The sequence below is a fragment of the Methanococcoides sp. AM1 genome (genome assembly GCF_900774055.1).
GTDB lineage: Archaea > Halobacteriota > Methanosarcinia > Methanosarcinales > Methanosarcinaceae > Methanococcoides.
On sequence record NZ_CAAGSW010000002.1, the window covers coordinates 405,616 to 428,908 of the forward strand.

19 protein-coding genes and 2 tRNA genes are annotated in these 23,293 nt (G+C 43.0%); 12 read left to right on the top strand and 9 right to left on the bottom strand.

The genetic code is table 11. The features are described from left to right. Positions 1 to 4: 4 nt before the first annotated feature. Positions 5 to 238, bottom strand: a complete 234-nt coding sequence (locus tag E7X57_RS04670) for a hypothetical protein (protein WP_135611023.1) — start codon at positions 236 to 238, stop codon at positions 5 to 7. A 275-nt stretch (positions 239 to 513) separates the two neighbouring features. Here E7X57_RS04670 and E7X57_RS04675 point away from each other — a divergent pair, with 275 nt between their 5' ends. Further along, positions 514 to 1,071 (top strand): cytochrome c, encoded by a 558-nt coding sequence (locus tag E7X57_RS04675; protein ID WP_244603595.1) that lies wholly within the window; start codon positions 514 to 516, stop codon positions 1,069 to 1,071. A gap of 52 nt (positions 1,072 to 1,123) precedes the next feature. On the opposite strand, the gene E7X57_RS04680 is transcribed toward E7X57_RS04675, so the two are convergent. Both E7X57_RS04680 and E7X57_RS04685 read right to left on the bottom strand, forming a co-directional pair. Continuing rightward, on the bottom strand, positions 1,124 to 2,758 hold the full coding sequence (locus E7X57_RS04680; protein WP_244603596.1) for an AarF/ABC1/UbiB kinase family protein: 1,635 nt from the start codon (positions 2,756 to 2,758) through the stop codon (positions 1,124 to 1,126). 472 nt (positions 2,759 to 3,230) lie between these two features. Beyond that, positions 3,231 to 3,302 (bottom strand) — tRNA-Ala (locus E7X57_RS04685). Positions 3,303 to 3,478: 176 nt separating this feature from the next. Between E7X57_RS04685 and E7X57_RS04690 the strand changes: the two genes are divergently transcribed. From E7X57_RS04690 to E7X57_RS04705, 4 genes are all read left to right on the top strand, one after another. Next, positions 3,479 to 3,555: transfer RNA gene (locus E7X57_RS04690), tRNA-Ile, on the top strand. A gap of 319 nt (positions 3,556 to 3,874) precedes the next feature. After that, on the top strand, positions 3,875 to 4,246 hold the full coding sequence (locus E7X57_RS04695; protein ID WP_135611025.1) for a transcriptional regulator: 372 nt from the start codon (positions 3,875 to 3,877) through the stop codon (positions 4,244 to 4,246). A 198-nt stretch (positions 4,247 to 4,444) separates the two neighbouring features. Further along, positions 4,445 to 5,677 carry a 3-isopropylmalate dehydratase large subunit gene (locus E7X57_RS04700; protein WP_256369404.1) on the top strand — a complete coding sequence of 411 codons (1,233 nt, stop codon included), beginning with the start codon at positions 4,445 to 4,447 and terminating at the stop codon, positions 5,675 to 5,677. A 25-nt stretch (positions 5,678 to 5,702) separates the two neighbouring features. Then, on the top strand, positions 5,703 to 5,915 hold the full coding sequence (locus E7X57_RS04705; RefSeq protein ID WP_135611029.1) for a hypothetical protein: 213 nt from the start codon (positions 5,703 to 5,705) through the stop codon (positions 5,913 to 5,915). A gap of 123 nt (positions 5,916 to 6,038) precedes the next feature. On the opposite strand, the gene E7X57_RS12410 is transcribed toward E7X57_RS04705, so the two are convergent. The 3 genes from E7X57_RS12410 to larB form a co-directional block, all read right to left on the bottom strand. Then, positions 6,039 to 6,182 carry a hypothetical protein gene (locus tag E7X57_RS12410; protein ID WP_167880890.1) on the bottom strand — a complete coding sequence of 48 codons (144 nt, stop codon included), beginning with the start codon at positions 6,180 to 6,182 and terminating at the stop codon, positions 6,039 to 6,041. 792 nt (positions 6,183 to 6,974) lie between these two features. Beyond that, complete coding sequence (larC, locus tag E7X57_RS04710) at positions 6,975 to 8,165, bottom strand: nickel pincer cofactor biosynthesis protein LarC (RefSeq protein ID WP_135611031.1); 1,191 nt, start codon at positions 8,163 to 8,165, stop codon at positions 6,975 to 6,977. Positions 8,166 to 8,169: 4 nt separating this feature from the next. Further along, positions 8,170 to 8,961, bottom strand: a complete 792-nt coding sequence (gene larB / locus E7X57_RS04715) for a nickel pincer cofactor biosynthesis protein LarB (protein WP_135611033.1) — start codon at positions 8,959 to 8,961, stop codon at positions 8,170 to 8,172. 220 nt (positions 8,962 to 9,181) lie between these two features. Between larB and E7X57_RS04720 the strand changes: the two genes are divergently transcribed. The 4 genes from E7X57_RS04720 (at position 9,182) to E7X57_RS04735 (ending at position 16,471) form a co-directional block, all read left to right on the top strand. Continuing rightward, entirely contained in the window at positions 9,182 to 12,868 is a 3,687-nt protein-coding gene (locus E7X57_RS04720) for a tetratricopeptide repeat protein (protein ID WP_135611036.1), read from the top strand. Positions 12,869 to 12,942: 74 nt separating this feature from the next. Continuing rightward, a complete protein-coding gene (locus E7X57_RS04725) occupies positions 12,943 to 15,441 on the top strand; it encodes a U32 family peptidase (protein ID WP_135611038.1) in 2,499 nt (832 codons plus the stop codon). A 4-nt stretch (positions 15,442 to 15,445) separates the two neighbouring features. Beyond that, a complete protein-coding gene (locus E7X57_RS04730; protein WP_135611040.1) occupies positions 15,446 to 16,033 on the top strand; it encodes a Maf family nucleotide pyrophosphatase in 588 nt (195 codons plus the stop codon). Between the two features lie 153 nt (positions 16,034 to 16,186). Beyond that, the gene (locus E7X57_RS04735; RefSeq protein ID WP_135611042.1) at positions 16,187 to 16,471 is read left to right on the top strand and encodes a DUF427 domain-containing protein; all 285 of its coding nucleotides are present in this window, start codon (positions 16,187 to 16,189) and stop codon (positions 16,469 to 16,471) included. On the opposite strand, the gene E7X57_RS04740 is transcribed toward E7X57_RS04735, so the two are convergent. From E7X57_RS04740 to E7X57_RS04750, 3 genes are read right to left on the bottom strand one after another with little or no spacing between them, the layout of a single operon-like run. Continuing rightward, positions 16,468 to 18,246, bottom strand: coding sequence for a thiamine pyrophosphate-dependent enzyme (locus E7X57_RS04740; RefSeq protein ID WP_167880891.1), 1,779 nt, complete (start codon positions 18,244 to 18,246; stop codon positions 16,468 to 16,470). The two genes, E7X57_RS04735 and E7X57_RS04740, sit on opposite strands and share 4 nt — an antisense overlap. Positions 18,247 to 18,270: 24 nt before the next feature. Continuing rightward, the gene (locus tag E7X57_RS04745) at positions 18,271 to 18,906 is read right to left on the bottom strand and encodes a CDGSH iron-sulfur domain-containing protein (RefSeq protein WP_135611046.1); all 636 of its coding nucleotides are present in this window, start codon (positions 18,904 to 18,906) and stop codon (positions 18,271 to 18,273) included. 28 nt (positions 18,907 to 18,934) lie between these two features. Then, positions 18,935 to 19,705, bottom strand: a complete 771-nt coding sequence (locus E7X57_RS04750; RefSeq protein ID WP_244603597.1) for a mechanosensitive ion channel family protein — start codon at positions 19,703 to 19,705, stop codon at positions 18,935 to 18,937. 661 nt (positions 19,706 to 20,366) lie between these two features. On the opposite strand from E7X57_RS04750, the gene E7X57_RS12415 reads away from it, so the two are divergent. Genes E7X57_RS12415 through E7X57_RS04760 form a run of 3 tightly spaced genes read left to right on the top strand, consistent with a single transcriptional unit; the run spans position 20,367 to position 23,281 of the window. Continuing rightward, positions 20,367 to 20,516, top strand: coding sequence for a hypothetical protein (locus E7X57_RS12415; protein WP_167880892.1), 150 nt, complete (start codon positions 20,367 to 20,369; stop codon positions 20,514 to 20,516). Between the two features lie 15 nt (positions 20,517 to 20,531). Beyond that, positions 20,532 to 20,873, top strand: a complete 342-nt coding sequence (locus tag E7X57_RS04755) for a MarR family winged helix-turn-helix transcriptional regulator (RefSeq protein WP_135611048.1) — start codon at positions 20,532 to 20,534, stop codon at positions 20,871 to 20,873. After that, positions 20,873 to 23,281, top strand: a complete 2,409-nt coding sequence (locus E7X57_RS04760) for an RND family transporter (protein WP_135611050.1) — start codon at positions 20,873 to 20,875, stop codon at positions 23,279 to 23,281. The genes E7X57_RS04755 and E7X57_RS04760 overlap by 1 nt, the downstream gene beginning before the upstream one ends. Positions 23,282 to 23,293: the final 12 nt, after the last annotated feature.

The following is a 23,293-nucleotide window of genomic DNA, read 5'->3' on the forward strand; positions in this document are numbered from 1 at the left end:
GGGCTTAGTTGAGGATTGAAGTGATGATACTAAGGGTGATGTATGCCGTGAGCAACATTACAATCCCTATAAGTAAATAGGTAAGGATGTTCCTGTATACGACCTTCTTTTCAGATCCTGCTTTTATCCCAAAACCTCCAGCACAAGCACCACTTCCACAACCTCCGGTACTACAGCTCTCTTCAGTACCTTTTTCGCGGGTAACCACAGGAAGTGTTTTGAGTTCTTTGGACATCATTATTTCTTTTATTCCAGTTGATTATAAATGTTTGTATTTTGACATTATTTGACATATACTGACCATCAGATGGCCTTTTTGGAAGGCCTATTGTTGATTCCCGCTCAATGTAATAGATAATTGTTAGGCTTAAAGAGCTTAAAGGCTGTAGCTTAGAGTTTCATAATATCGATGTACCAGTGGTGTTTTTTAGATATCCTCTGCTACAAAAAATACTTATTGTTGTATTATCTAAGTTTTAATGTATCCATTTAATGAAAGTCGGGGGAATTTAATTGGCAAAAAGAATTGTTATGACATTTGTTTTGATTGGAATAATATTAATTATAGCTGGATGTGTGAACGAAAGGACTGATTCTTACAACATGATGTCTCAGGAATATGGATGGCATGAACCTGGATTCATGTATCCTGATCAATATGATTCATCATTGGATTCCAATATTGTTACAGAATTTGACTCTAACGGAGAAATGATCTATTATACTGGGTTTAATGAGAATGAACAACAAATACCAGTAAGTGGTGGACCTCATTGGCTTTATGTTCACGGTGGTAGTTGTGTAAGCTGTCATGGAGTCGATGGTAAAGGTGGAGTACCAATTATGATGGGGACTGTAACTCCTCCAGATATAACCTATGAAACTCTGACTGCTGAAGAAGAGCATGAAGATGAACATGAGGAACATCCCCCATACACTGATGAAACTATCAAGGTTGCTATAAGAGAAGGTAAGGATCCTTCTGGAGAGGAACTTGATTATACAATGCCAAAGTGGGATATGTCCGATGAAGACATTGAAGATCTAATTGACTATCTGAAAACACTTTGATTGATCAATCTACTTTTAATGTGGGGTAACCAGACCCACGTTTCTGTTTTTGTCATAAAGAGCTTCTCAACGTATAGGCACTCATAATCAGTGATACAAAAAATCCAACAATCCCTAAAGAACTGAAGTCTCCTTGAATAATCAGATACACAGATGAGATTATCAAGACCATTAGTAATGCATATCTCATTGATTCTCCAAGTAGGCGGTACCTTTTGAGAGTATTGCTCTTGGCTTCTAACCTTTCAAGTTTGTATCCACGAATAGTTTCAATTACGTCATTGATCCCAGATGGTAGGTTTTTGAATATGTCTATATATTCATCACCTTCCATTTGGACAAATTCAACGGCTTGCGTTGGTGAATAACGTTCTTTTAGGGCTTTGGATATGACTGGACGTACTTCATCCATAATATTATAGTTTGGATTAAGGTTAAGGCAGACTGCTTCAACAAGTATAAGTGCACGTTCTAGTGTAGAAAATTCACTTGGAAGCGACATGTTGTATTTCAAAGCAAGAAGTGCATAATTATCGCTTTTACGTTCCCCAATACCCCTATGTTGTTTTGTAATTAGTTCATCAATATCCCACTTAAATCTTGAAATATCGAGATCCTCTTTGTTCAGCTTACCAATTTTCAAAAATGCATCTGCTGCCATATCCACTTTCTTTTTGTTTATAGCATAGAACAGGTTCAACATGTTGCGCCTTAACTCATCATCAATCTTACCGACTGCACCAAAATCAATGAATGCTACCGTACCGTCTTTAACTACAATGTTCCCCCCATGTGGGTCGGCGTGGTAAAATCCATCTAAATATACTTGCTTCAGGTAACTCGAGCTTATAAGTTGGACATATCGAGATTTTATTTCCTGGTTAATGTCACCTACATCTTTAACCAAGGTTCCTTCTATAAAATCCATGACCAGTACACTTTCTCTACAGTAATCGAGGTAGACCTTTGGAATGATTACATCTTCTACTTCCTCAAAATTATCGTGGAAGCGCATCATGTTCATAGCTTCTATTTTGTAATCAAGCTCATTGTGAAGCATTTCTTTGAATTCTCGAAGAAATCGATCAGAATCAAAGTTGTCTCCGACACCCATTAATTTTATAAAAAACGGTTTTAGATCATTGATTATTTCGAGATCTAAATTTATTGTATCAATTAGGTTTGGACGTGCAATCTTCACAGCAACTTTCTTTCCGTTAATGACCCCTTGGTATACCTGACCTATCGATGCACTTGCTATTGGTGTTGTATCAAGTTCATCGAATATATCCAATATATCATTACAATGGTAACAGGTCGGATGGTGTTTATGATCTCCTTTCCCCATCTCGCAGATGCACTCCGTTTCAAAAGATTCACGCATCTTATCAAAGTCAAGAGGCTTGACGTTGTCCTGTAATTTCTCTAGTTCTAGTATGTATGTGTATGGTACTAAATCAGGGCGCTTGCTCAACATCTGTCCCAATTTTATAAAACTTGGTCCAAGTTCCTCAAAAGCAAGACGGAGCTTTGTAGCATTACTCCTATTTTTTAAATCTAAAGCACATGTGCATTTCTTGTTGGAAATGTGATCTTTATGAATATCCTTGTACAAAAGTGAAAACAAATTATACTTCAAAAATACCCTAATGATAGTTGCATATCTTTTGGATTTTTCCAGCATCATATTACATATTTGTATTCTTATTGAAGAGGATTTCTATATATTAAATATTTTGATATCACAACTGTGCCTTGTGCCGGATCTCAGACAAACTAACCGCCGGTATAACTCTGCTTAATTTGTCTGCTTCCGGACACAAATTAATCCTTGTTTTAATCAGCCTTGTTTTGTGTGGGATCTCAGAGAAATTACGGGCCTTTTGAAGATCAACTAATTTCCCCAGGAACCGGCAGAAAATAACAGCTCTTGGAATTACCACTAATTTTTGCCAGGCCTCAAACAAAATAAGCAGTGTTGTAACTCAAACTAATTTCTGTCTTCCAGGGGAGAAAATAACGGCGGGTATAGTCTGGCTTAATTTCTGGCTGAGGCCACACAAAATAACCATCCTAATTAAGTACAAAAAAGGCAAAGAAACAGATGCTCATTTCTTCAAAATATCGGCATCTGCTTAGGTCTATCAAAAGTTTTTTAGTGGACCGGTCGGGAATTGAACCCGAGGCCTCTACCATGCCAAGGTAGCGATCTTCCCCTGATCTACCGGCCCAATATCTAAACCATACTTACCATTATCTAAAATAAAGCTATCGCTGCATAATGCTGGCGTTTCTTCTCACACCATTTATATTTTCATAATGATGGCATCTAGGTACGAAATGTTAATATACTAGAATGAGTATTGTGTAGCTCGTACGATGAACAACATCGTGCATGATACGCATTGGGCCCGTAGCTTAGCTAGGTGGAGCGTTCGGCTGATAACCGAAAGGTCCTGAGTTCGAATCTCAGCGGGCCCACCATCAATACTTTTCTAAAGATCTCTAATATTGTTCTATCTATTTTATTAAATTAGTTCATTGTTTTTCACGGATTTTTGCCACATGCATTCAACTGGTTCCTTTTATTAGCCATGCTGATCGTTGGTCATGTTTCCCGTGACATTGTACTACTTTATTTGAAGTGTTGAGCGAAGCGTCTCATCTCGAATATTGGTCAATAAGCAGGATTTGGGTATATGGCTGGTCTGAAATATTGATTTTATATAATAACCGAAACATAAAATTTATAAACTAATAGATAATACCCCCTTTATAAAACTCGTACTATAATGGTGGACGTATGAATAACGGAGAATTTTATATGGATGATGAAGACAACGAGATGGTCTTGCTCCTTCAGAAACTGAATGTTTCGAAGCCTGTGGCAAAGACACTTGCTTGTTTGTTAACTGCTGAACAGATAACTTCCCGTGAGGTCGAAAGGATGTCACGTTTAAGGCAACCAGAGGTCAGTATTGCCATGACCTATCTTCAGAATAACAACTGGGTGGATGTCGAAGAAGTAAAGAAGAAACAGGGAAAGGGCAGACCTATAAAAGTGTATACTCTAACTGTTCCAATGGATGAGATCATTGATACTATAGAGCAGAAGGTTATAGCTGAGAATCAAATGATGCTGGAGAACATTGAAAGGCTGAAAGACCTTTCATGATCCTCTTTTTTTAATTAATTCAGATTCATTTATTTGTTTATTTATTAACTTATTTCATTGTCGATCTTATAAAGTTAGTTCTTTTGATCTACTATTATCCGTTTTCTCCGGTTTGCAGCTGTGGACAGATACACATATTTATCTGTTTACTGTAGTATTCAGTAAGCAAGTGATACAGGAGTTAGTCTTTTGAGTACCATCAGCGAGAAAATATTTAGCAGGGCAAGCGGAAAAGAAGCAAAAGCAAATGAGTTTATCATGGCGAACGTGGATTATGCCATGGCTCATGACGGCACCAGTGTGCTTGCAGTAAGATCGTTCAAAAAAATGGGCCTTGAAAAGGTATGGGACCCAAAACGTATCGTAATTCCATTTGATCATCTCACTCCTGCAAACACGGAAACAACTGCTTCATTACATCACGATATAAGGGAGTGGATCGCAGAGCAGGGAATTCCCAACTTCTTTGATGTGGGTGAAGGCATTTGCCATCAGGTGCTTCCTGAGAATGGTTTTGCAATGCCTGGTAAGCTTGTAGTTGGTGCAGATTCTCATTCATGCACTTACGGTGCTTTCGGAGCATTTGGGACCGGTGTGGGAGCTACTGACATGTCCGAGATATTTGCCGCAGGCAAGCTGTGGTTCAAGGTTCCTGAGACCATCAAGGTAACAGCACAGGGTAAATTAGGTAAGCATGTGCTTGCCAAGGATGTTACCCTCAAGACCATTGGTACAGTGGGTGCTGCCGGAGCTACATACAAAGCTGCAGAGTTCTATGGTGATACCATCACAGATCTTTCAATATCCGGCAGGATGACGCTTTGTAACATGGCGATCGAAATGGGTGGCAAGGCCGGTATAGTGCCTCCTGACAAGAAAACATTCGATTTCCTTGAAGGCAGGGCTGTTGAAGATTATGAACCTGTTTACGCCGATGAGAATACTGAATACTGCGCTGAGTACTATATTGATGCAGCAAACCTTGAGCCTCAGGTTGCCCGTCCTCATCAGGTGGATAATGTATGTGATGTTATGGAAGTTGCTGACACAAAGGTGGACCAGGTTTTCATTGGCACATGCACCAATGGAAGGCTCGAAGACCTTGAAATTGCTGCTGATATCCTTAAAGGGGAGCAGGTAGCTGTCAGGACCCTCGTTATTCCTGCATCACGCTCCGTAATGATCGAAGCTATTCGCAATGGAACTGCTGAAACATTATTGGAGGCAGGTGCGACCCTTGGAACTCCCGGATGTGGTCCATGTCTTGGAGGTCACATGGGTGTTATCGGGGAAGGTGAAGTTTGCATCTCTACAGCAAACCGCAATTTCAGAGGAAGGATGGGTACTGGTGGTCAGATCTATCTGGGATCCCCTGCAACAGCTGCAGCGTCTGCGCTGACTGGTGAGATCACTGATCCAAGAACTGTTTGAACAATACTTAACTGGAGGTAGTTAAATGGTAGAAGAACTGGATGAAGGAAAACTGGAACATCTTCTGGGACACTGGATTGAGCACAATGAAAGCCACAGCAAAAGTTTCAATGATTGGATAGCTAAGCTGGAAGCTGCTGGGTTTGAGGAAGTTGCAGGTCATATCCGCACAGCTGCTACAAAGATGGATGAATGTACTGAACATTTAAAACAGGCAAAAGAGGTCGTGAGGAAGTAAATTTCCTCACGGACGACATTTTTATTTTGATTGCCGTCTTATTGAAAAGCCATCGTTTTTTAGAAGATAATTTGAGACATGATCCTCTTAGGGTATCAATGCCTGACAATTAAATAACAACTATCACTCAGCTACTTTCTGAGAGGAGCTTTTAAGAGCGTAGTATGCTTTGTGTTCTTCAACTGTTCTGTCGCTTAACCTGAAGCCATGCAATGCATGTGGGATAGGCGAAGCTGATACAACTCTTACTTCTATCTTATTTGCCATAAGTGTTTCTCCTTTTTAATTTAAAATAAATTCTGACTCCTTTGTTTTGCCCTTTGCTCCTGTTGCAGTAGGCAAATAAACACTAATCCTCCAGTATATAAAGTTATGCGTTTTGTATATAAACAAGCCCGTTTTTTGAGTTGGATGTTGGTTTGGTTTATTAATTATTTTATAAACAAAAAAACTGGACTAAATCTTACTAAATATAAAGATTTCTACAATTAAGAATTGATACTTATAAAGATTAGTGTTTAATAAAACGACAAGTGTAGGCTTAATTGTCTGGGATTTTTTTAATAGTTGCAAGAAATAGAGTTACATTTCTTTTTATTTTCAACAGAACACTTACTCAAAAAAAGCAATCAGGAGAACTTATATTAAAATATTATTTATTTTATCCATTAATTTTGTTAATTATAAACGATTTTAACTTTTAATTATTAATTGAGGTTAGTATAAGGGCACAAAATATCGCTATCAATAAACTTTTTTAATCTAATATGAGAATCAAAAGTTTCTATGTTTTTTCTAAAGATATCTGGTTAAACGAGTCCTCTATCAAAATCTTACTTACTTTTTCATATTTTTCGTCGAGCTTATATTATATAATAATGTAGTCGATGCACTCCCTTTTTGAAGTAAACAAGTCGATTTGTTTTAATAAACTATCAGTTATAATTTAATACGGAAGTTGAAAACAAGGCTCGAGCGCCTTTATTGTTCTCATGCATGGACCTGCCGCATAATTCCCTGATTACTCGACAGAAATCTTCTAAAAATAGTTTTGTTGTTTCAGAGGCCCTTAAATCTCTTCCACGCGGTCTCCTCTGTACGGCGCATAACTTCTTTCAAAGGCAACCCGCTAATGTCGCTTACGCGGCGGCAGTCTTCGTATTCTGCAGAAATGTGTAGGATCTCTCCGCTCCTGTCCTGTGCTATTTTCACAGCAATTTCATACTTCTGGTCTTCAATTGCTATGGTTACAATGTCCATCCTGCGGTCAGCTATGAAACGGTGTTTCGTGGGAATGACGCGTACTCCCAGAGTGCCGGTCTGGCGCATAAGTTCTCCTGCAATGCGTGCACTGTCCTCAGGTTTTGCTATAACCTGAATAATATGTCCACTACGACCTTTCTTCATGGTAGTGGGTGTAATGGCAACATCCTTTGCTCCGACTTCCATCAGTTTGTCGAACAGGTTTCCGAGGACTTCTCCCGTCACATCGTCCACATTTGTCTCAAGCACTTCTATAGAATCACGGCTGAGTTCTCCAGTAACATCCATCAGCATTGTACGGAGGACGTTCGGCGTCTCCGTCTCAGCATCTCCTGCACCATATCCGGTCTCAAGTACCTTTCCCATAGGAAGTCTGTCCACAGGTTCTGCAAAATATGCAAGAATGGCTGCACCTGTGGGTGTAAGTAGCTCTCGCTCACCGGAGTTGTAGATGGGCAACCCGCTTCCTTTCAGTATTTCAAGAGTAGCAGGTGCAGGGACCGGGAATGTGCCATGGGCTGCCTTTACATTTCCACCACCAACGTTTACCGGGGTGCAGAATATGTGGTCAGCTTTCATTTTATGGATGGCATAACAGGAACCGATGACATCTGCCAGGGCATCATCCTGCCCGACTTCATGGAAGTGGAGTTCTTCAAGGGGTTTTCCATGTATCTTTGATTCGGCTTCTCCAATAAGTCTAAAAACGCCAAGAACACTTTTCTCGACATCAGCAGGTAATGCTGCAGCTTTGATGGTATCGAGAAGTTCTGAATATCTTCTTTTGTTCTTATCATCATGTGTTTGGATATGAACGTCTGTAGCTTCAATACCACATTTATTTGCAGTTCCCACAGAAACAGTGACATCTAAAGAAGACTCAATTATGTCTCGAAGCTCGTTTCCATCTAGACCAAGCCCTACAAGGCCTCCAAGGATCATGTCTCCGGATGCACCTGAGAATGGCTCAAAAATAAGTGATCTCATTTCATCAGCAACCTTTTTTGTTATCGGGATTGCGTGCTTCAGCTGCCTTATTTGCAATTCTTGCTGCGAATGCCCCGGCAACGAATCCTGCATCAATATTGACAACTGATATTACCGAGCAGGATTGCAGCATAGATAACAATGCAGCTTCTCCTTTAGCACCGGCACCATAACCAATGGATACAGGTAATCCTATGACTGGAACATCAACAAGGCTGGATACCACGGTTGGTAATGTACCTTCTCTTCCTGCAGCTACAACAATGGCATCTGGGTCATATTCTTCGATATCCTGCATCTTTGAGATAAGCCTGTGAAATCCGGCGACTCCCACATCGTAAATGGACAGGGTCTTACACCCCATCTCTGAAGCTGTCATTCTTGCTTCCTCAGCGACCCTTATATCTGCAGTACCTGCTGAAATTATGACAACTCTTCCTCCTGTCTCCGGCGTAGGAGTGCCGTCGTGCACAACAGCCGTTCCTGAATGTGTGCTCCATTCGATATTGTTAGTTTGGAATGATCTTTTTAATGAGGTGGCTTTTTCGTCGTCAAGGCGTGTAATGAGTACTCTTCCTGTGGCATTGATCTGTGCTTTTGCGATCTCGACTATATCGTCAGCTTCCTTTCCCTCGGCCAGTATGGCTTCTATTACACCCGTTCTACATTTGCGGAACGTGTCGAGTTTTGCGATATCCGATATTTGCACATAGCCCATTGACCGTATCTGGCTTTCTGCAGCCTCAAGGTCTGTCTCGTTGTCCTTTACCTGGCGTAAGAGCTTCTTTAGATCCATATTCAACCTTTCTAATAATGGATTGAACATTTAAATAGAAGTCCCTTTCAGGCAAAGAATTATAACACTAAGATACCTAGGATGTAGCCAGAAGAAAGCGAAAAGGTAATACTTTCTTATTGCATGAAAGTGATTATCAGGTTACTGTTGTTATGCCCTCTCATCGGAGTGTTGTCAGGGCATCCAGGTGGAAATCAGGTACAAATACAGGTTTACGATAATGTCCAAAAGATCAAATGATATGGCGCTTCGAAATTACAACAAGGGAATATCCCTCTTACATGATGGCCAGCAGGAGGATGCCCTTGAGTGTTTGATAAAAGCAGAAACTGATGCAAGAAATTCCGGATCTTCTGGTCTGCTCGTCAATGTACTGCAGGCTATCGGAGGTATAATGGAGTCAGATGGCAGGATTGGGAAGGCCATTGACATGTACTCAGAAGCATCTGGTCTGCTTGAGTATATAGTAGATCACGATCCTTCATTTGTGGAGCATAAGGCACTGGCCATGAACAAGGCTGCTTCCCTTCTCACAGAGCAAGGCAATATCCTTGAAGCTATCCCTTTCTTTGAGAAAGCTGTTGCATCCTATGATAAACTACTTGCCAAAGAACCCCGGAACGATGTTTACTGTTCAAGTGCTACCTCTTCATTGAACGATCTTGCCACAATTCTGGCAGAAGAAGGTAACGATGAAAGGGCAAAAGAATTGTTCGAAAAAGCGCTGAAGCTTTCCGGCAAGATGGTCGTACTTGATCCTTTGAACAGGGAGAACACCACAAAGGCCCTGACTATCCAGGCCAATCTGGCCAATCTTCTCTATGATATGGGTCTTATGAAGGATGCAAGTTTGAATCTGGAACATGCATTTGAGGGGTATTCAGGAATCATGGATGAAGCTCCTTCGGATAGTATATTGCATGAGCAGTCACTGGAACTTCTTGAGAAGCTTGTTGTTGCCCTTATGGCAACTGGTGAGTATGATCCTGCAAAGGATCGCATGCATGAACTGCTGGACCTGCTCTCGAAAGCTACAACTAATGATGCTGATTTTTCCGGAAAGGTCTCTGATGTTTTCATGAGGGTGGCAAAGCTTGCATCTGCACGTGCAGATGAAGATATGCTCGATGACACACGTTCTATTTATGAAACTTCCATTAGTGTTATACTGAATTTATTGGAGGAAGAACCCGAAAACAGTGCTTATCTGGAAATATTCAGCAATATATTACTTGAAATGGAAAAACTGCTGGTACTGGATTCTCCTGATACTGAGAAAGAGGCGGATTATGATGTCCTTATCTCAATGTATGAGAAGCTCTCTCTGATGGATTCTGAGAACCTTTCACATCGCACAAAGATCGCAACACTTTATGATGAGAAGGGCAGTTTCCTTATGAATGCAGGCATGATGGAGAAGGCCATTGACATGTATTCTGAATCCTCTGAAATGATCGGGGATATGCCAGATACTGATACTTCCTTTGGGGAGGACAAGGCACTTGCCATGAGCAAGATCGCTTCCCTTCTCGCAGATAAGGGTAATACCCTTGAAGCTATTTCTTTCTTTGAGAAAGCTGTTGCTTCCTACGATAAACTCTTTGCCGAAGAACCCGGGAATGCTGCTTACTGTTCAAGTGCTGCATCTGCACTGAACGATCTTGCCATAATTCTGGCAGGCGAAGGTAACAATGAAAAGGCAAAAGAAATGTTCGGGAAAGCTCTGGAGCTTTCCGAAAAGATGGTTGTGCTTGATCCCTCGAATAAGGATCACAGTACAAGTGCCCTGACGATCCGTGCAAATCTGGCCAATCTGCTCTATGAGATGGGGCTTATGCAGGATGCAAGTTTGAATCTGGAACGTGCCCTTGAAGGGTATTCAGTTGCCATGAAGGATGATCCTTCAAACAGCATCTTACATGAACAGTCACTGGAACTTCTTGAGAAGCTTGTTGATGCCCTTATAGATACTGGTGAATTTGACTCCGCAAAAGAACGCATTTATGAGCTGGTGGAGTTGCTCCCAAGAGGTACAACTAACGATTCTGACTTTTCTGTAAAGGTCTACGATATCTTCATAAAACTGACAACTCTTGCATCCAGTCGTGCAGATGAAAAAATGCTCGATGACACACGTTCCATTTATGCAACTTCCATTAGTGTTATACTGAAGCTATTGGAGGATGAACCTGAAAACATTGTTTATCTGGAAATCTTCAGGAACATATTACTTGAAATGGAACAACTGCTGATGCTGGATTCTGCTAATGCTGAGAAGGAGGCAGATTATGATGCCCTTATCTCAATGTATGAGAAACTCTGCCGGATGGATCCTGCGGACCTTTCATATCGCACAAAGATCGCAACACTTTATGATGGGATGGGCAGTTTCCTTATGAATGCAGGTATGGTGGAGAAAGCCATTGACATGTATTCAGAAGCATCTGAAATGGTTGAGGCTATACCAGATTCCGATCCTTCATTTGAAGAGCATAAGGCAATGGCCTTGATCAAGACCGCTTCCCTTCTCACAGAGCAGGGCAATACCCTTGAGGCGATCCCTTTCTTTGAAAAAGCTGTTGCATCCTATGATAAACTCCTTGCCAGAGAACCCGGGAACGATGCTTACCGTTCCGGTGCTGTCTATGCGCTGAACGATCTTGCCACCATTCTGGCAGGCGAAGGTAACAATGAAAAGGCAAAAGAGATGTTCGAGAAAGCTCTGGAGCTTTCCGGCAAGATGGTCGTGCTTGACCCGTTGAACAGGGATCGCAGTCCAAAGGCCCTGACAGTCCTGACGATCCGGACCAATCTGGCCAATCTTCTCTATGGGATGGGGCTTATGCAGGATGCATATCCTTATCTGGAATTCGCATTCGATGGTTATTCAGTGCTTAAGAAGGATGATCCTTCGAACAGTATGTTATATGGCCAGTCACTGGAACTTCTTGAGAAGCTTGTTGATGCCCTCATGACCACTGGTGAATATGACTCTGCAAAAGAACGCATCTATGAGTTGGTGGAGTTACTCCCAAGAGATACAATTGATGATCCTTCCTTTTCCAGTAAGGTCTCTGATCTTTTCATGGGTCTGGCAGGACTCGCATGCAGGCGTGCAGACGAAAATATGCTCGATGACACACGTTCCATTTATGAAACGTCCATTATTGTTATCCTGAAGCTGTCGGGTGAAGAACCAGATAACAGAACTTACCTGGAAATATTCAGGAATATCTTACTTGAAATGGAAGGTTTGTTGCTTCTGGATTCTCCCGAATTGGACAAGGAAGCGGACCACAACGTCCTTATTTCAATGTATGAGAAGCTCTCCCTGATGGATTCTGAGGACCTTTCATATCGCACAAAGGTTGCAACACTTTATGATGATAAAGGCAGGTTCCTTATGAAAGCAGGCAGGACTGATGATGCACGCCAGAGCTACAATATGTCACTGTCCATGAGGGACGAGCTGATAAAAGCGGGTGAAGCTCCTCTCTTGCACGAGTTTGGAATTGCTTCCATTAAGAACAATCTTGGTACCTTGTTAGCCCAGGAAGGGCATTTTGGAGATGCAAAGACCATGTTCGAGGAATCCCTTGGAGGCTATATGGGTCTGTTCGACCGTATTCCTGATGATCCTGCATATGAGTATGGTGCTGCACTTACATTGAACAACCTTGCAAAGCTGCTTGCTGACATGGGCCGCTACGAGGATGCAAAAAGTATCTATGAATCCGCTCTGGAGATATATGCAGGGCTGCTCAAGTCCGAACCTGAAAAGGTCAGTTACAAGAAGCATGCATCCCGAACCCTTGACAATCTGGCTTCCCTGCTTGGAAAGATGGGTCGCGAAGAAGATTCCCTGAGTATGCATGAGAGTGCCAGGGAATTGTTAGAAGACATCTGATAAGAGGGGTGTCTTAATTAGATGAAAGGTCCATTCGATATATGGATGGATCCCTTCCACAAGAATGTGATCTGATGATATTAAAAAATGATAAAAAGGTATGTGATGTTCCTCCTGAGGTTCTCGCTCCGGCAGGAGATGTCGACGCGTTAATGGGTGCCATTAAAGGTGGTGCGGATGCGGTATATTTTGGTGTGACCGACCTTAATGCAAGAAAAGGTGCTAAGAACTTCTCCATGGAAGACCTTGAAGATACTATTGATATGCTGCATTCGCATGGTGTAAAAGCATTTCTGGCATTGAACATACCTATCAAGCAGAAGGAGCTTCAGCATGCTCTGGATGTCGTGGACAAAGCCTATTCTTTTGGTATTGATGCTATTATTCTGCAGGACCTCGGTCTTCTTCGGATCCTTCATGTGACCTATCCTGATCTGGCACTTCATGCAAGTACGCAAATGACAGTCCACAGCATGAAAGGTGTAGACTTTGTTGCACACGAAGGTGCTGTTCGTGTCATCGTTTCACGTGAACTAACAGTGAAAGAGATCACTGATATTGTGGATCATTCTGATACCGAGATAGAGATATTCGTGCATGGTGCACTTTGCTATTCCTATTCCGGGAAATGCCTTTTCAGCAGTTTTATGAGCGACAGGAGTGCTAACCGCGGAGCCTGTGCACAGCCCTGCAGAAGGCCATACAATTTCGTTGTGAACGGTCGTAATGTTAATGTTAAAGGTGTGGGCAGGTTCCCTATAAGTTGTGCTGAACTGTGCACACTTTCAGAACTTGATGAGATTGTTGGAACCGGTCTTCGAAGTCTTAAGATCGAAGGAAGGATGAAGAAACCGGAATATGTGACCGAAAGTTCAAGTGTGTACAAACGGGTAGTAGAAGCGATCTGTAATGACGAAAATCTTGAAGAGGCCGAGATCGAGTCTCTCGAAAAGGATCTTGCGCAGTTGTTCTACCGTGGATTCACAAAGGGCTTCGTTCTTGGCGAGAGGGATGTTGTCCACTCCAAATACAGTTCAAGTTATGGTGTTTACCTCGGGAAGATCAAGGATATTTCGACTTACAAGTATACCACCAGTTTAACCCTGACCCTGAAGGAAGATGTCCAGGTAAAGGATGGTGTAGGGATACACACAAAGGCAGGTGTGCTGGGTTCTGCTATCAACAAGCTTCTGGATGTAAACGAGAATGAGATCAATACCGCGAAAAAAGGTGAAAAGGTCATCATTGAGATCAGTTCAAAGACCGGCAAAGCAGTTGCCAGGGGCAATGAGGTCTATCTTACAACCGATCAGATGCTTCTGGAAACCCTTCGGCGGACAAATGCAAAGGGACTTCCTGTAAGCCTCGAAGTGACTGCTGAGGTTGGGGAAAGGTTAAAGGTCAGGATGACCTCGGGCGAAATGAGCGTTGAGGTTATTGATGATTTTGAAGTTCAGGAGGCACAAAAAGCCCCGACTTCCAAAGAGCAGATCGTTTCAGCAATGGAGAAATTAGGGGATACTTCATTTTCGGCATCTTCAGTGGATATGAAGATCAACGGGAATATTTTCATTCCGATTGGAGTGCTCTCCGGGGCAAGGCGGGTTGCTGCGGAAAAGTTGCTTGAAAAGATCCTTGCACAATACAGGAAGGGAGAAAAACATCCGCATTTATCAGAAATATCACACTTCTGCACAGAAGGTCGATGTGAGGATGCTGTTTCCAGGGTTAAAAAGCAAACTCCGCTTCTGAGCGTGGAAGTGAAGAATGCAGGCACTCTTTTTGAGGCTGTGGATATGGGTGCGGACGTAGTCTACCTGCCTATCAGGAAGTTCCACGAGCTGGTGTCGGAAGAGTATACCGGGAAACTGGGTGATGCCAGGAAAAGTTCTGAGATCGTTCTCATGGCACCACGCATAAGCCACGAAGCTGAGCTCATGGAGCTATTGCCGCTAATGGAAAAAGCAAAAGATAATGGTTTCCTCATTGCCTGCTACACTCTGGGGCAGGTTGAATTTGCAAAAGAGCTTGGAGTGCCGTTCGTGGTGCAAAAGGAGTTCAATACTTTCAATTCTCACACAGCAGATGAGTTCTACAGGGCCGGTGCATATCGTGTCACATTATCTACCGAGTTGAACCTTGATGAGATCAGTGATGCTTGTGATGACATTTCCTGTCGTGGTAAGGAACATCAACTGGAAATAGTTGTGCATGGAAGGGAACTGATGCTTATCACAGAACATGACCTCTTGAAGCCTTTGCTTGACCAAGGAAGTGCTACGGACAGCAGTGAAGTGCTTATGGTTGATTCAAAGAGTGTGGAATATCCGGTAAAGCGTGTGAATGAAAGGACGCTGATCTATGATTCCAAGGTGCTTGACATGCTCGATAAAATTGATGAACTGAAGAAATGTGGTGCAAATGTTATGCGTCTGGATTTGTCCCTGTATGGCAAGAGGGATGTAAAAGAGATCACTTTGGCATATCGAAGAGTGCTTGACGGTAAGCCTGCAGAACTTCGACCCCGGAGGGGGGTGGAGTTTTCCAGAGGTCACTATTTCAAGGGTATCTAATATCATGCGGAGGATAGTTCTTGCATCAGCTTCTCCCCGAAGGAAAGAATTGTTAAAGCAGATAATCGGGGACAACTTCGAGGTCTATGTGAGTTCCTACGATGAGGCTCCACAAGTTGGGATGGATGCAACCGAGCTGGTTGTCCATCATTCTCTTTCCAAGGCAAGGGACGTTGCCGGGCAGTTTGGTTCAGGTATCATTATCTCTGCTGATACTGTGGTACTTTGTGAAGGGGAAGTTCTTGGGAAACCGCATTCTTCCGAGATAGCAAAGGAGATGCTTTCTGCTATCAGTGGGAAGGTTGTGCAGGCTATCACAGGTGTGACAGTTCTGGATATTGATTCCGGGAAAAAGGTCAGTATTTCTGAGATCACTGATGTGAAAATGAAAAAGATGTATCCGGATGAGATTGAATCCTATGTAAGTTCAGGAGAACCTCTGGATAAGGCCGGAGCTTTTGCGATACAGGGTAAAGGTGCGATACTTGTGGAATGTATCAGGGGCGATTTCTTTAACGTTGTAGGTCTCCCGCTTTTCAAATTGGGATTGGTACTTGAGAGTATGGGTATTCATATTTTTGCTATTGAATGATCTTTTTTCTCATTCAACAGGCTTGATCTTTTAGCAATTTTCATATACTGGATGTAAGGCTACAGACAAAAGCTGATACTTCCAGCTGACCAAAATCCACATAAACGATGCTTTCTAATTTATTTTAACCAGTTTTCTAGGAGTGGATATATTATGGCAGTAGCAAAATGGAATGGGGTCATACTTGCAGAAAGTGATGCAGTAAAAATGGTCGAAGGAAACCTATACTTCCCGCCGGATTCAGTGAATCGGGAATACCTGCATGAATCAGATACTCGCTCGACCTGTCCCTGGAAGGGTCTGGCATATTACTATGACATCGTTGTAGGTGGTGAAGTAAATAAAGATGCAGCCTGGCATTATCCTGATCCAAAACAGGCTGCAGAAGAGATTGCAAAGCATGTTGCATTCTGGAAGGGTGTGGAAGTAACCCCTTAATCCACCCTCTTTGTACTGGCAGCAGTCTTGTCGGGGTCAACGAGTACGTCAATAAGTGCTGCTTTTCCGGATTTGAATGCTTTTTCTATTGCTTCGTCCAGTTGTGCGGGGTCTTCTATCCTGTAGCCTTCCCCTCCGGCAGATCTTGCAAATTCTGCAAAGTCAGGGTTGGGGAAACTAACTCCGTATTCAGGATAGTTATCCCTTAATTGCTCTTTCTTAATGTTCTTGAGCTTGCCGTCGTTAAAGACGATGACGTTAATGCCAAGTCCTTCTCTTACAGCTGTTGTGAAATCACCCATGAGCATCCCGAACCCGCCGTCACCTGTCACACAGATGACCTGTTTGTCAGGATAGTCAAGTTTTGCCGAAAGGGATGCCGGGAGTGCAAAACCCATGCTCGCGATGTTTGCTGACATGAATGTCTTCTGTCCTTCACAGACGAACTTCTTGTAGAACCAGTATGTATGATCCCCGACATCAACGCAGATGATGGCATCCTGGTCTGCATGTCTTTTGATGGCCTGTACAACGTATCCGGGATTTATCGGGATGGACAGGTCAGTTGCCTCCGTTTCAAGTTCCTCTCGGTGAGTTGCTTTCATCCTGTCGATGTGTTCAAGGAACTCCTTGTTCTCTTCCTTTTCATTTATCAGGGGTAACAGTTCTTTAAGCACAAGGTCTGCATCCCCGACAATGCCAACATCCACATCGAAGGTCTTTCCTATTTTAGTAGTGTCGATATCGATCTGTACTATCTTTACGGAGGGAGGTACGAGATTCGCCTGTCTGAACCCGGACCCGATTATGACTATCAGGTCGGAATCCTTGATGGCCTGAGCTGCATGCTTTGACCCGATGGAACCAAGCACACCTACGCTTAAGCGTTCTGTTTCATATATCACACCTTTTGCCCTTGATGTAGTTGCAATAGGTGCTTTAAGTTTTCGTGAAATCTCCAGCAGCAGTTCTCCGCTGTGGCGGGAACCCCAGCCTGCAAAGAGGGTCACTTTTTCGCATTCGTTGATAAGTTCCGCTGCTCTTTGCACATCCTCGTCCTTTGGAGAGGTCGTGTTCATGAAAACTCTCTTTTCAGGCAAATATACCTTCTCACCAAGCTTTTCGGCAAGAATATCTGTGGGAGTGCTAAGGACCGAGACTCCCGGTTTTCGGTATGCGTACTTAACTGCCCGGGTGAGTAGCGTTAATGCCTGATTTTCCCTTGCAATGGTCTCGGAAAATTCAGTGAATGGCTTGAACAGTTCTATCTGGTCGATCTCCTGGAAAGCCTCGCTTCCAAGATATATTTCGGGAACCTGGCCTGCAAAAGCAAGTACGCTGCTCCTGTCGGTGGCAGCATCCATCAATCCGGTTATCAGGTTGGTACAACCTGGGCCGGCAATGGATATGCACACGCCAAGTTCGGATGTCATCTTGCCATGTGCAGATGCCATGAATGCAGCTGTTTCCTCGTGGCGTGTGAGGATGAAACGAATCTGTTCGCTTCTTCTGATGGCATCGATAAGGGGGAGGTTTGAATCCCCTGGTATGCCATAGACATATTTTACGCCATAAGATTCCAGTTGTTCGACGATCTTGTCAGCAACAGTGGTCTTGATGCCCTTTTCTTCCTTTATACCGCCTTCCTGAACAAATGCGGATTTCGGTGCACCACATACAGGGCAGGTGTAGGTATCGGGCAGGGAATCAAAATCCTGCCCTTCTGTTTCTTCATCATATGTCCAGTTGCAGACCGAACATCTGTATTTACCCAATTTCATCCCTCGCGCTTATAAGGGTCAGTTCTTCTCATCCTTGAACTCTACATACCAGTGCTCGCCGCTACAGAACGGCTTGTTCTTTGAAGCACCGCACCTGCAGAGGGTGTAGTGTTCCTTAGATTCGGGGGTGTTTCCATCAGGATCGTCAAGTTCGATCCCGCCGACTACGTCATGTGGTCCATCTTTTGTAACAGTGACTCCCGGTTCCCTGTCAAGTTCCTTGTGCAGCACGCCGTCCTTCGTGTAGCTCAGAGCCCCGGATGGGCACATCTCGATAACCCTAATTATGTCTTCCACACTGGCTCCATCGGGGTCGATCCATGGTTCCTGCTTCATCCTGAAAACGGTTGGGAGATTATCTGTACAATATCCTCTGTGGGAGCACACGCCCCTGTTGTCGTGGATAGTAATTTTCTCTCCAACATAATCGTCCACCATGTCAGGCTGCCTGTCCTCAGATTTTTCACCTGAAAAACCTACTTTCAAATGTGTGCCGTCACAGAATGGTTTGTTTGACGATTGTCCACAGCGACAGAGGGCTGCCATAGGCTGTGGTTCAAAAGTATCTCCCTTTGAGTTCTTCAGGTTTTTAAGATCCTTTACTAGGTATGGCCCATTCGTTGATGGCTGGATGCTTGGGTTATTTTCTGTCATCTCTTAGTTCCCCCTTATATCAAATGATTCATTCTTTGTTCATATGGATATCCAGTTGCGGATATGGTATCTCGATGCCTGCTTCCTTGTATGCGTTCAGGATTCCGTTGGTAAGGTCACCTTTGACTCCCCAGTAATCCGAAGTATTTGCCCATGCACGAAGCTGGAGATTTACGGATGAATCTGCAAGCTCGGTAGTTACAACTGCAGGTGCTGGATCAGCAAGGACCATTGAGTTGTTCTTCATAAGGTCCATAGCAACCTGTATGGCTTGGTCAAGTTTTGTATCGTAGCTGATACCAACGTTAACATCAACTCTTCTGGTAGGCATCCTCGTTGCATTTTCGATAGCACTTCCCCAGATCACCTTGTTAGGAATGGTGATGACCTTGTTATCTGGCGTAAGTAATTCTGTTGCCATAAAACCAACATCACTCACACTTCCTGAGTAGCCGGTCACTGATACATATTCTCCTTTGTCGAATGGTCTCAGTGTGGCGAGCCATATGCCTGCTGCAAGATTTGTCAGTGTGTCCTGCATTCCGAAGCCAAGTACTAAACCTATGACTGCTGAAAGGCCGACTACTATTGAGCTAATGTCAGGACCAAGTGCTGATACCGTTGCAAGTATGACTGCAACATATAATAGTGCCAGAACGAACCTGGACAGGAATTCTGCGACAAGTTCAGGAAGTTCTGTTTTTTTCAATCCGTTTTTAAAAATACCTGCCAATAACTTTGCCAGAACAATTCCTACAATAAGTATTATCAGTGCTGACAGTAGATCAAAATATGTCATATCCATATATGGTAAATTTTGAGATAACATGTAATCAACTCCCTTAATTTTAAAACAATAGCCATTATTTGTTGGTGTTGATATGTATATAAGGGTATTGTAAAATTACCTGGCAGTGATGTTCTATGGGGTCTACATCCCATCGTTTTATGATTTGATGGGGTCGATATGTTTTGTTTTGGGATTTATATGTGGGATTATGCAACACATTGGTCGTGCTATAGTTAGATTTACTTTATCCATTAATTCAATTTTATTTTTAAAAGTGACATAAGATCGTGAATAATCATTGACAAATATCTTTTTATAACATCACTCCTTTTAGAGGCTGACTCCAAACGGGGAGGTGTGTCTAATGGTACTCCTCCTCCAACTCTTTTATCGATGTTTTATGTTGTTTAATTTCGCTTTTAATGCTTCAGCTGTTGCTCTTTTTTAGAATTTGTAGTTTTGTTCCGTTTGTATATTTCATCCGTTGAGATTAATTCTAACGCGCGCATATATCGGCAAACAACTGTCAAAATAGTCATACTCGTCGGCAACATCAAAACCCTTATATAATACATAGAATATTAGAAAATCTAACTATTAGTTTATCAAATGATTCGATTATCTAATCGTCACGGACTAAAAGGTTAGTGCCGTATTCAGGAGGTAAAATTTGGATAAGATCGAGCAACTCATCAAACTCCATCTGGAGATGGAACATCTCAAAAGAAAACTTGAGGGTAACATGACTGAGTGTTGCCTGGAAGATGAAGGTCGTACAAGTGCGCACAAAACCATGAACCGAGCCCTTCTCCTGATATAGAGGGAAGGCGAGATCATGCCTTCTACACTTGCCAGAATCCTTGATTTAAAAAAGAGCAGTGTTACCAGTCTTATCGATAACCTTGAGAAAGAGGGCTTTGTCTTTCGAAAAGATGATCCCTCTGATCGCAGGAAAGTCCTGATCTCTGTTACCGAAAAAGGCATTGAACAGATCAGGAAGGTCTTCAACAAAATGCTTTCGGTCGTAAAAATGTGCATGGATGATATGGATGATGAAAAGCTTGACAAGATCCTTGATGCACAGCTTGTATTGATCGAATTTCATCGTCATATGTACGATCGATCGGTCGAACTAGTCGATGAAAAATGTTCTCTTGAATCTAAAAATAAACAATAATGGATGAGGGGGCTATCAGCATAAAAAATGTATTTGAAAAACTGGGGATCTTTATTGAGAATAATACTATCCCTATACTTATAGTAGCATTATTATTTGTCCTTGTCTCTGCTCAGGGTGCACAGAACATCGCCATGGAATCTGGAACTGAAACATTCGTTGAGAAGACGTCACAATTGTATCAGGATTTTGATCACCTTTACATGAACATCTTTGGTACCGAAGCCATTGTTATAATGGTGGAGGATGGGCAGGTAAATGATCCCGCTTTGCTGCAAGCGATGGATCGGCTTGATCACATGTCTTCGACACTACCCGGTGTTGTAGGAGTACAAAGTGTTTCCTCGTTTGTCAAAGATGCCAATTTCGCTCTCACCGGTGAAGCATCACTTCCTGAAGACAAGGTCGAATTAGAGTCCCTCCTCAACGACTATGTTCCTGAAGGATTGATGCCGGACGATACTCATACACTTATCTACGTTGAAATAGCAGGCTCTTTAACCGATGACCAGAAACAGGAGGTACTGAGGGAAGTCGAAACATCTGTAACCTTTGCAGAATTCCCTCCTGACTATAATGTAATAGTAACAGGGGAGCCGGCTTTCATGGTCTCCATGAACAACGCAATGATGTCAAGTATGGGTGTATTGCTTGGGCTTTCAGTTGTCCTGATGATCGTTGTCCTGTATCTTGTGTTCGGTCATGTCAGGTGGAGGTTAATGCCTCTTGCTATTGTTCTGCTGGGTATCATATACACATTTGGTGCTATGGGCTATCTGGAGATACCAATGACCATGGTCTCAATGGCCGCATTTCCAGTACTGATCGGTCTGGGTATAGATTATGCCATCCAGTTCCATAATCGTATAGAAGAGGAGCTTGAACGTGGTGAGACGCCGGCAGAGGCAGTGGTGGATACTATCAAGCACACCGGCCCTGCTGTCCTGATCGCCCTTATAATCACAGCACTAGGATTCTTTTCCCTTTTGACATCAAGCGTACCTATGATACAGGATTTTGCGAAGCTGCTTCTCATAGGTATTGTGATGTGCTTCCTTGCTTCCCTGTTCGTAGGTGTGACTGTGATATATGGTCTTGACAACATGCAATCGATACGCAAGGAGAAGTTCGGACACTTGTCCCTGAGAGGCAAAAACAAATCAAAGACATCATCTCCCGGTACTGGAGAACCCAAGCCGGACATTCTGGACAGGTTCCTGGGTCGAACTACCCATTTCACCATAAAACATCCTTTCATGATTCTGTCCATTGCTGTTCTGCTTTGTGCCGGTGGCTTGGTGGCTGATACTCAGGTAGGGATCCAGACAGATACGGAAACCTTTGTCCCACAGGACCTACCGGCATTGATCAACCTAGGACATCTTTCTGATATCACTGGTGGTGAGGACCAGCTGAATATTATCATCAAGACCGACAATGTTGCTGATCCTGAGACTTTGAAGTGGGTGGATGAGTTCAGCTCTCATGAAGTAGATAGCCGGAACAATATCATTGGGGCGGAAAGCATGGCCAGTGTCATTAAGTCGATGAATGGCGGTATGATTCCTGAAAGTGAGTCTGAGATAAGATCTTTGTATGAACAGATACCTGCTCAGCAAAAAGACCGTTTCATGTACGGTGAGAATATGCTCCTGCTTAACCTGAACATTGGTGATGTAATGGGAAGCATTGGAATGGAGGGGGTTGAAGTCCTTGCGGATATTGTGAGGGAGGATATGCTGTGGATGTCCCCGCCTCCCGGAATGACAGCTACGATAACCGGAAGCAACGTTGTGTTCATAGAAGTTATTGGAGCCCTCACGTCAGGGCGTATCTTTATGACATACCTGGGACTGGGCTTGGTATTCGGTGGACTTCTTCTGATCTACCGCGATCTTCTCAAGGCACTTGTGCCGGTAGTGACAATGTTCATGGTCATTGGCTGGTCCGGAGGACTGATGTACTTGCTGGGTATGGAATATAATCCAATGACAGCTACACTGGGTGCACTTATCCTTGGTGTGGGTTCCGAGTATGCTGTACTTATGATGGAGAGATATTTTGAGGAAAAGGCGAAAGGTGCCAGTCCTGAAGAAGCAATGACCGAAGCAGGAGTAAAGATCGGAAAAGCGATAGTCACTTCCGGACTTACGACACTGTTCGGTTTCTGTGCACTGGTAGCTTCCGATTTCAATATGATCAGCGGCTTTGGTATGATCACTGTAATAGATGTAGGGCTTGCCCTATTCGCAACATTTGTGATCTTCCCTCCTGTGATGGTATTGCTCGATAATTTCCGTGAAAAGAGGAAGGCAAAAAAGATAATACTTGATAGATCATTCGAAGATGATGTATCAACGACAAAAATAACAAAATATAGCGCTGACCCGGAGGCTGATGCCTTTTGATGAACTGTAAAA

What these genes read in the sequence shown, in the direction of transcription:
- E7X57_RS12410 (WP_167880890.1), bottom strand. Translation starts at nt 6,182, where the DNA reads ATGGCAAATAAGATAGAAGTAAGAGTTGTATCAGCTTCGCCTATCCCA.
- larC (WP_135611031.1), bottom strand. Translation starts at nt 8,165, where the DNA reads ATGAGATCACTTATTTTTGAGCCATTCTCAGGTGCATCCGGAGACATG.
- E7X57_RS04680 (WP_244603596.1), bottom strand. Translation starts at nt 2,758, where the DNA reads ATGATGCTGGAAAAATCCAAAAGATATGCAACTATCATTAGGGTATTT.
- E7X57_RS04730 (WP_135611040.1), top strand. Translation starts at nt 15,446, where the DNA reads ATGCGGAGGATAGTTCTTGCATCAGCTTCTCCCCGAAGGAAAGAATTG.
- E7X57_RS04695 (WP_135611025.1), top strand. Translation starts at nt 3,875, where the DNA reads ATGAATAACGGAGAATTTTATATGGATGATGAAGACAACGAGATGGTC.
- E7X57_RS04670 (WP_135611023.1), bottom strand. Translation starts at nt 238, where the DNA reads ATGATGTCCAAAGAACTCAAAACACTTCCTGTGGTTACCCGCGAAAAA.
- E7X57_RS04720 (WP_135611036.1), top strand. Translation starts at nt 9,182, where the DNA reads ATGTCCAAAAGATCAAATGATATGGCGCTTCGAAATTACAACAAGGGA.
- E7X57_RS04725 (WP_135611038.1), top strand. Translation starts at nt 12,943, where the DNA reads ATGATATTAAAAAATGATAAAAAGGTATGTGATGTTCCTCCTGAGGTT.
- E7X57_RS04745 (WP_135611046.1), bottom strand. Translation starts at nt 18,906, where the DNA reads ATGACAGAAAATAACCCAAGCATCCAGCCATCAACGAATGGGCCATAC.
- E7X57_RS04750 (WP_244603597.1), bottom strand. Translation starts at nt 19,705, where the DNA reads ATGACATATTTTGATCTACTGTCAGCACTGATAATACTTATTGTAGGA.
- larB (WP_135611033.1), bottom strand. Translation starts at nt 8,961, where the DNA reads ATGGATCTAAAGAAGCTCTTACGCCAGGTAAAGGACAACGAGACAGAC.
- E7X57_RS04735 (WP_135611042.1), top strand. Translation starts at nt 16,187, where the DNA reads ATGGCAGTAGCAAAATGGAATGGGGTCATACTTGCAGAAAGTGATGCA.
- E7X57_RS04705 (WP_135611029.1), top strand. Translation starts at nt 5,703, where the DNA reads ATGGTAGAAGAACTGGATGAAGGAAAACTGGAACATCTTCTGGGACAC.
- E7X57_RS04760 (WP_135611050.1), top strand. Translation starts at nt 20,873, where the DNA reads ATGGATGAGGGGGCTATCAGCATAAAAAATGTATTTGAAAAACTGGGG.
- E7X57_RS04755 (WP_135611048.1), top strand. Translation starts at nt 20,532, where the DNA reads ATGCCTTCTACACTTGCCAGAATCCTTGATTTAAAAAAGAGCAGTGTT.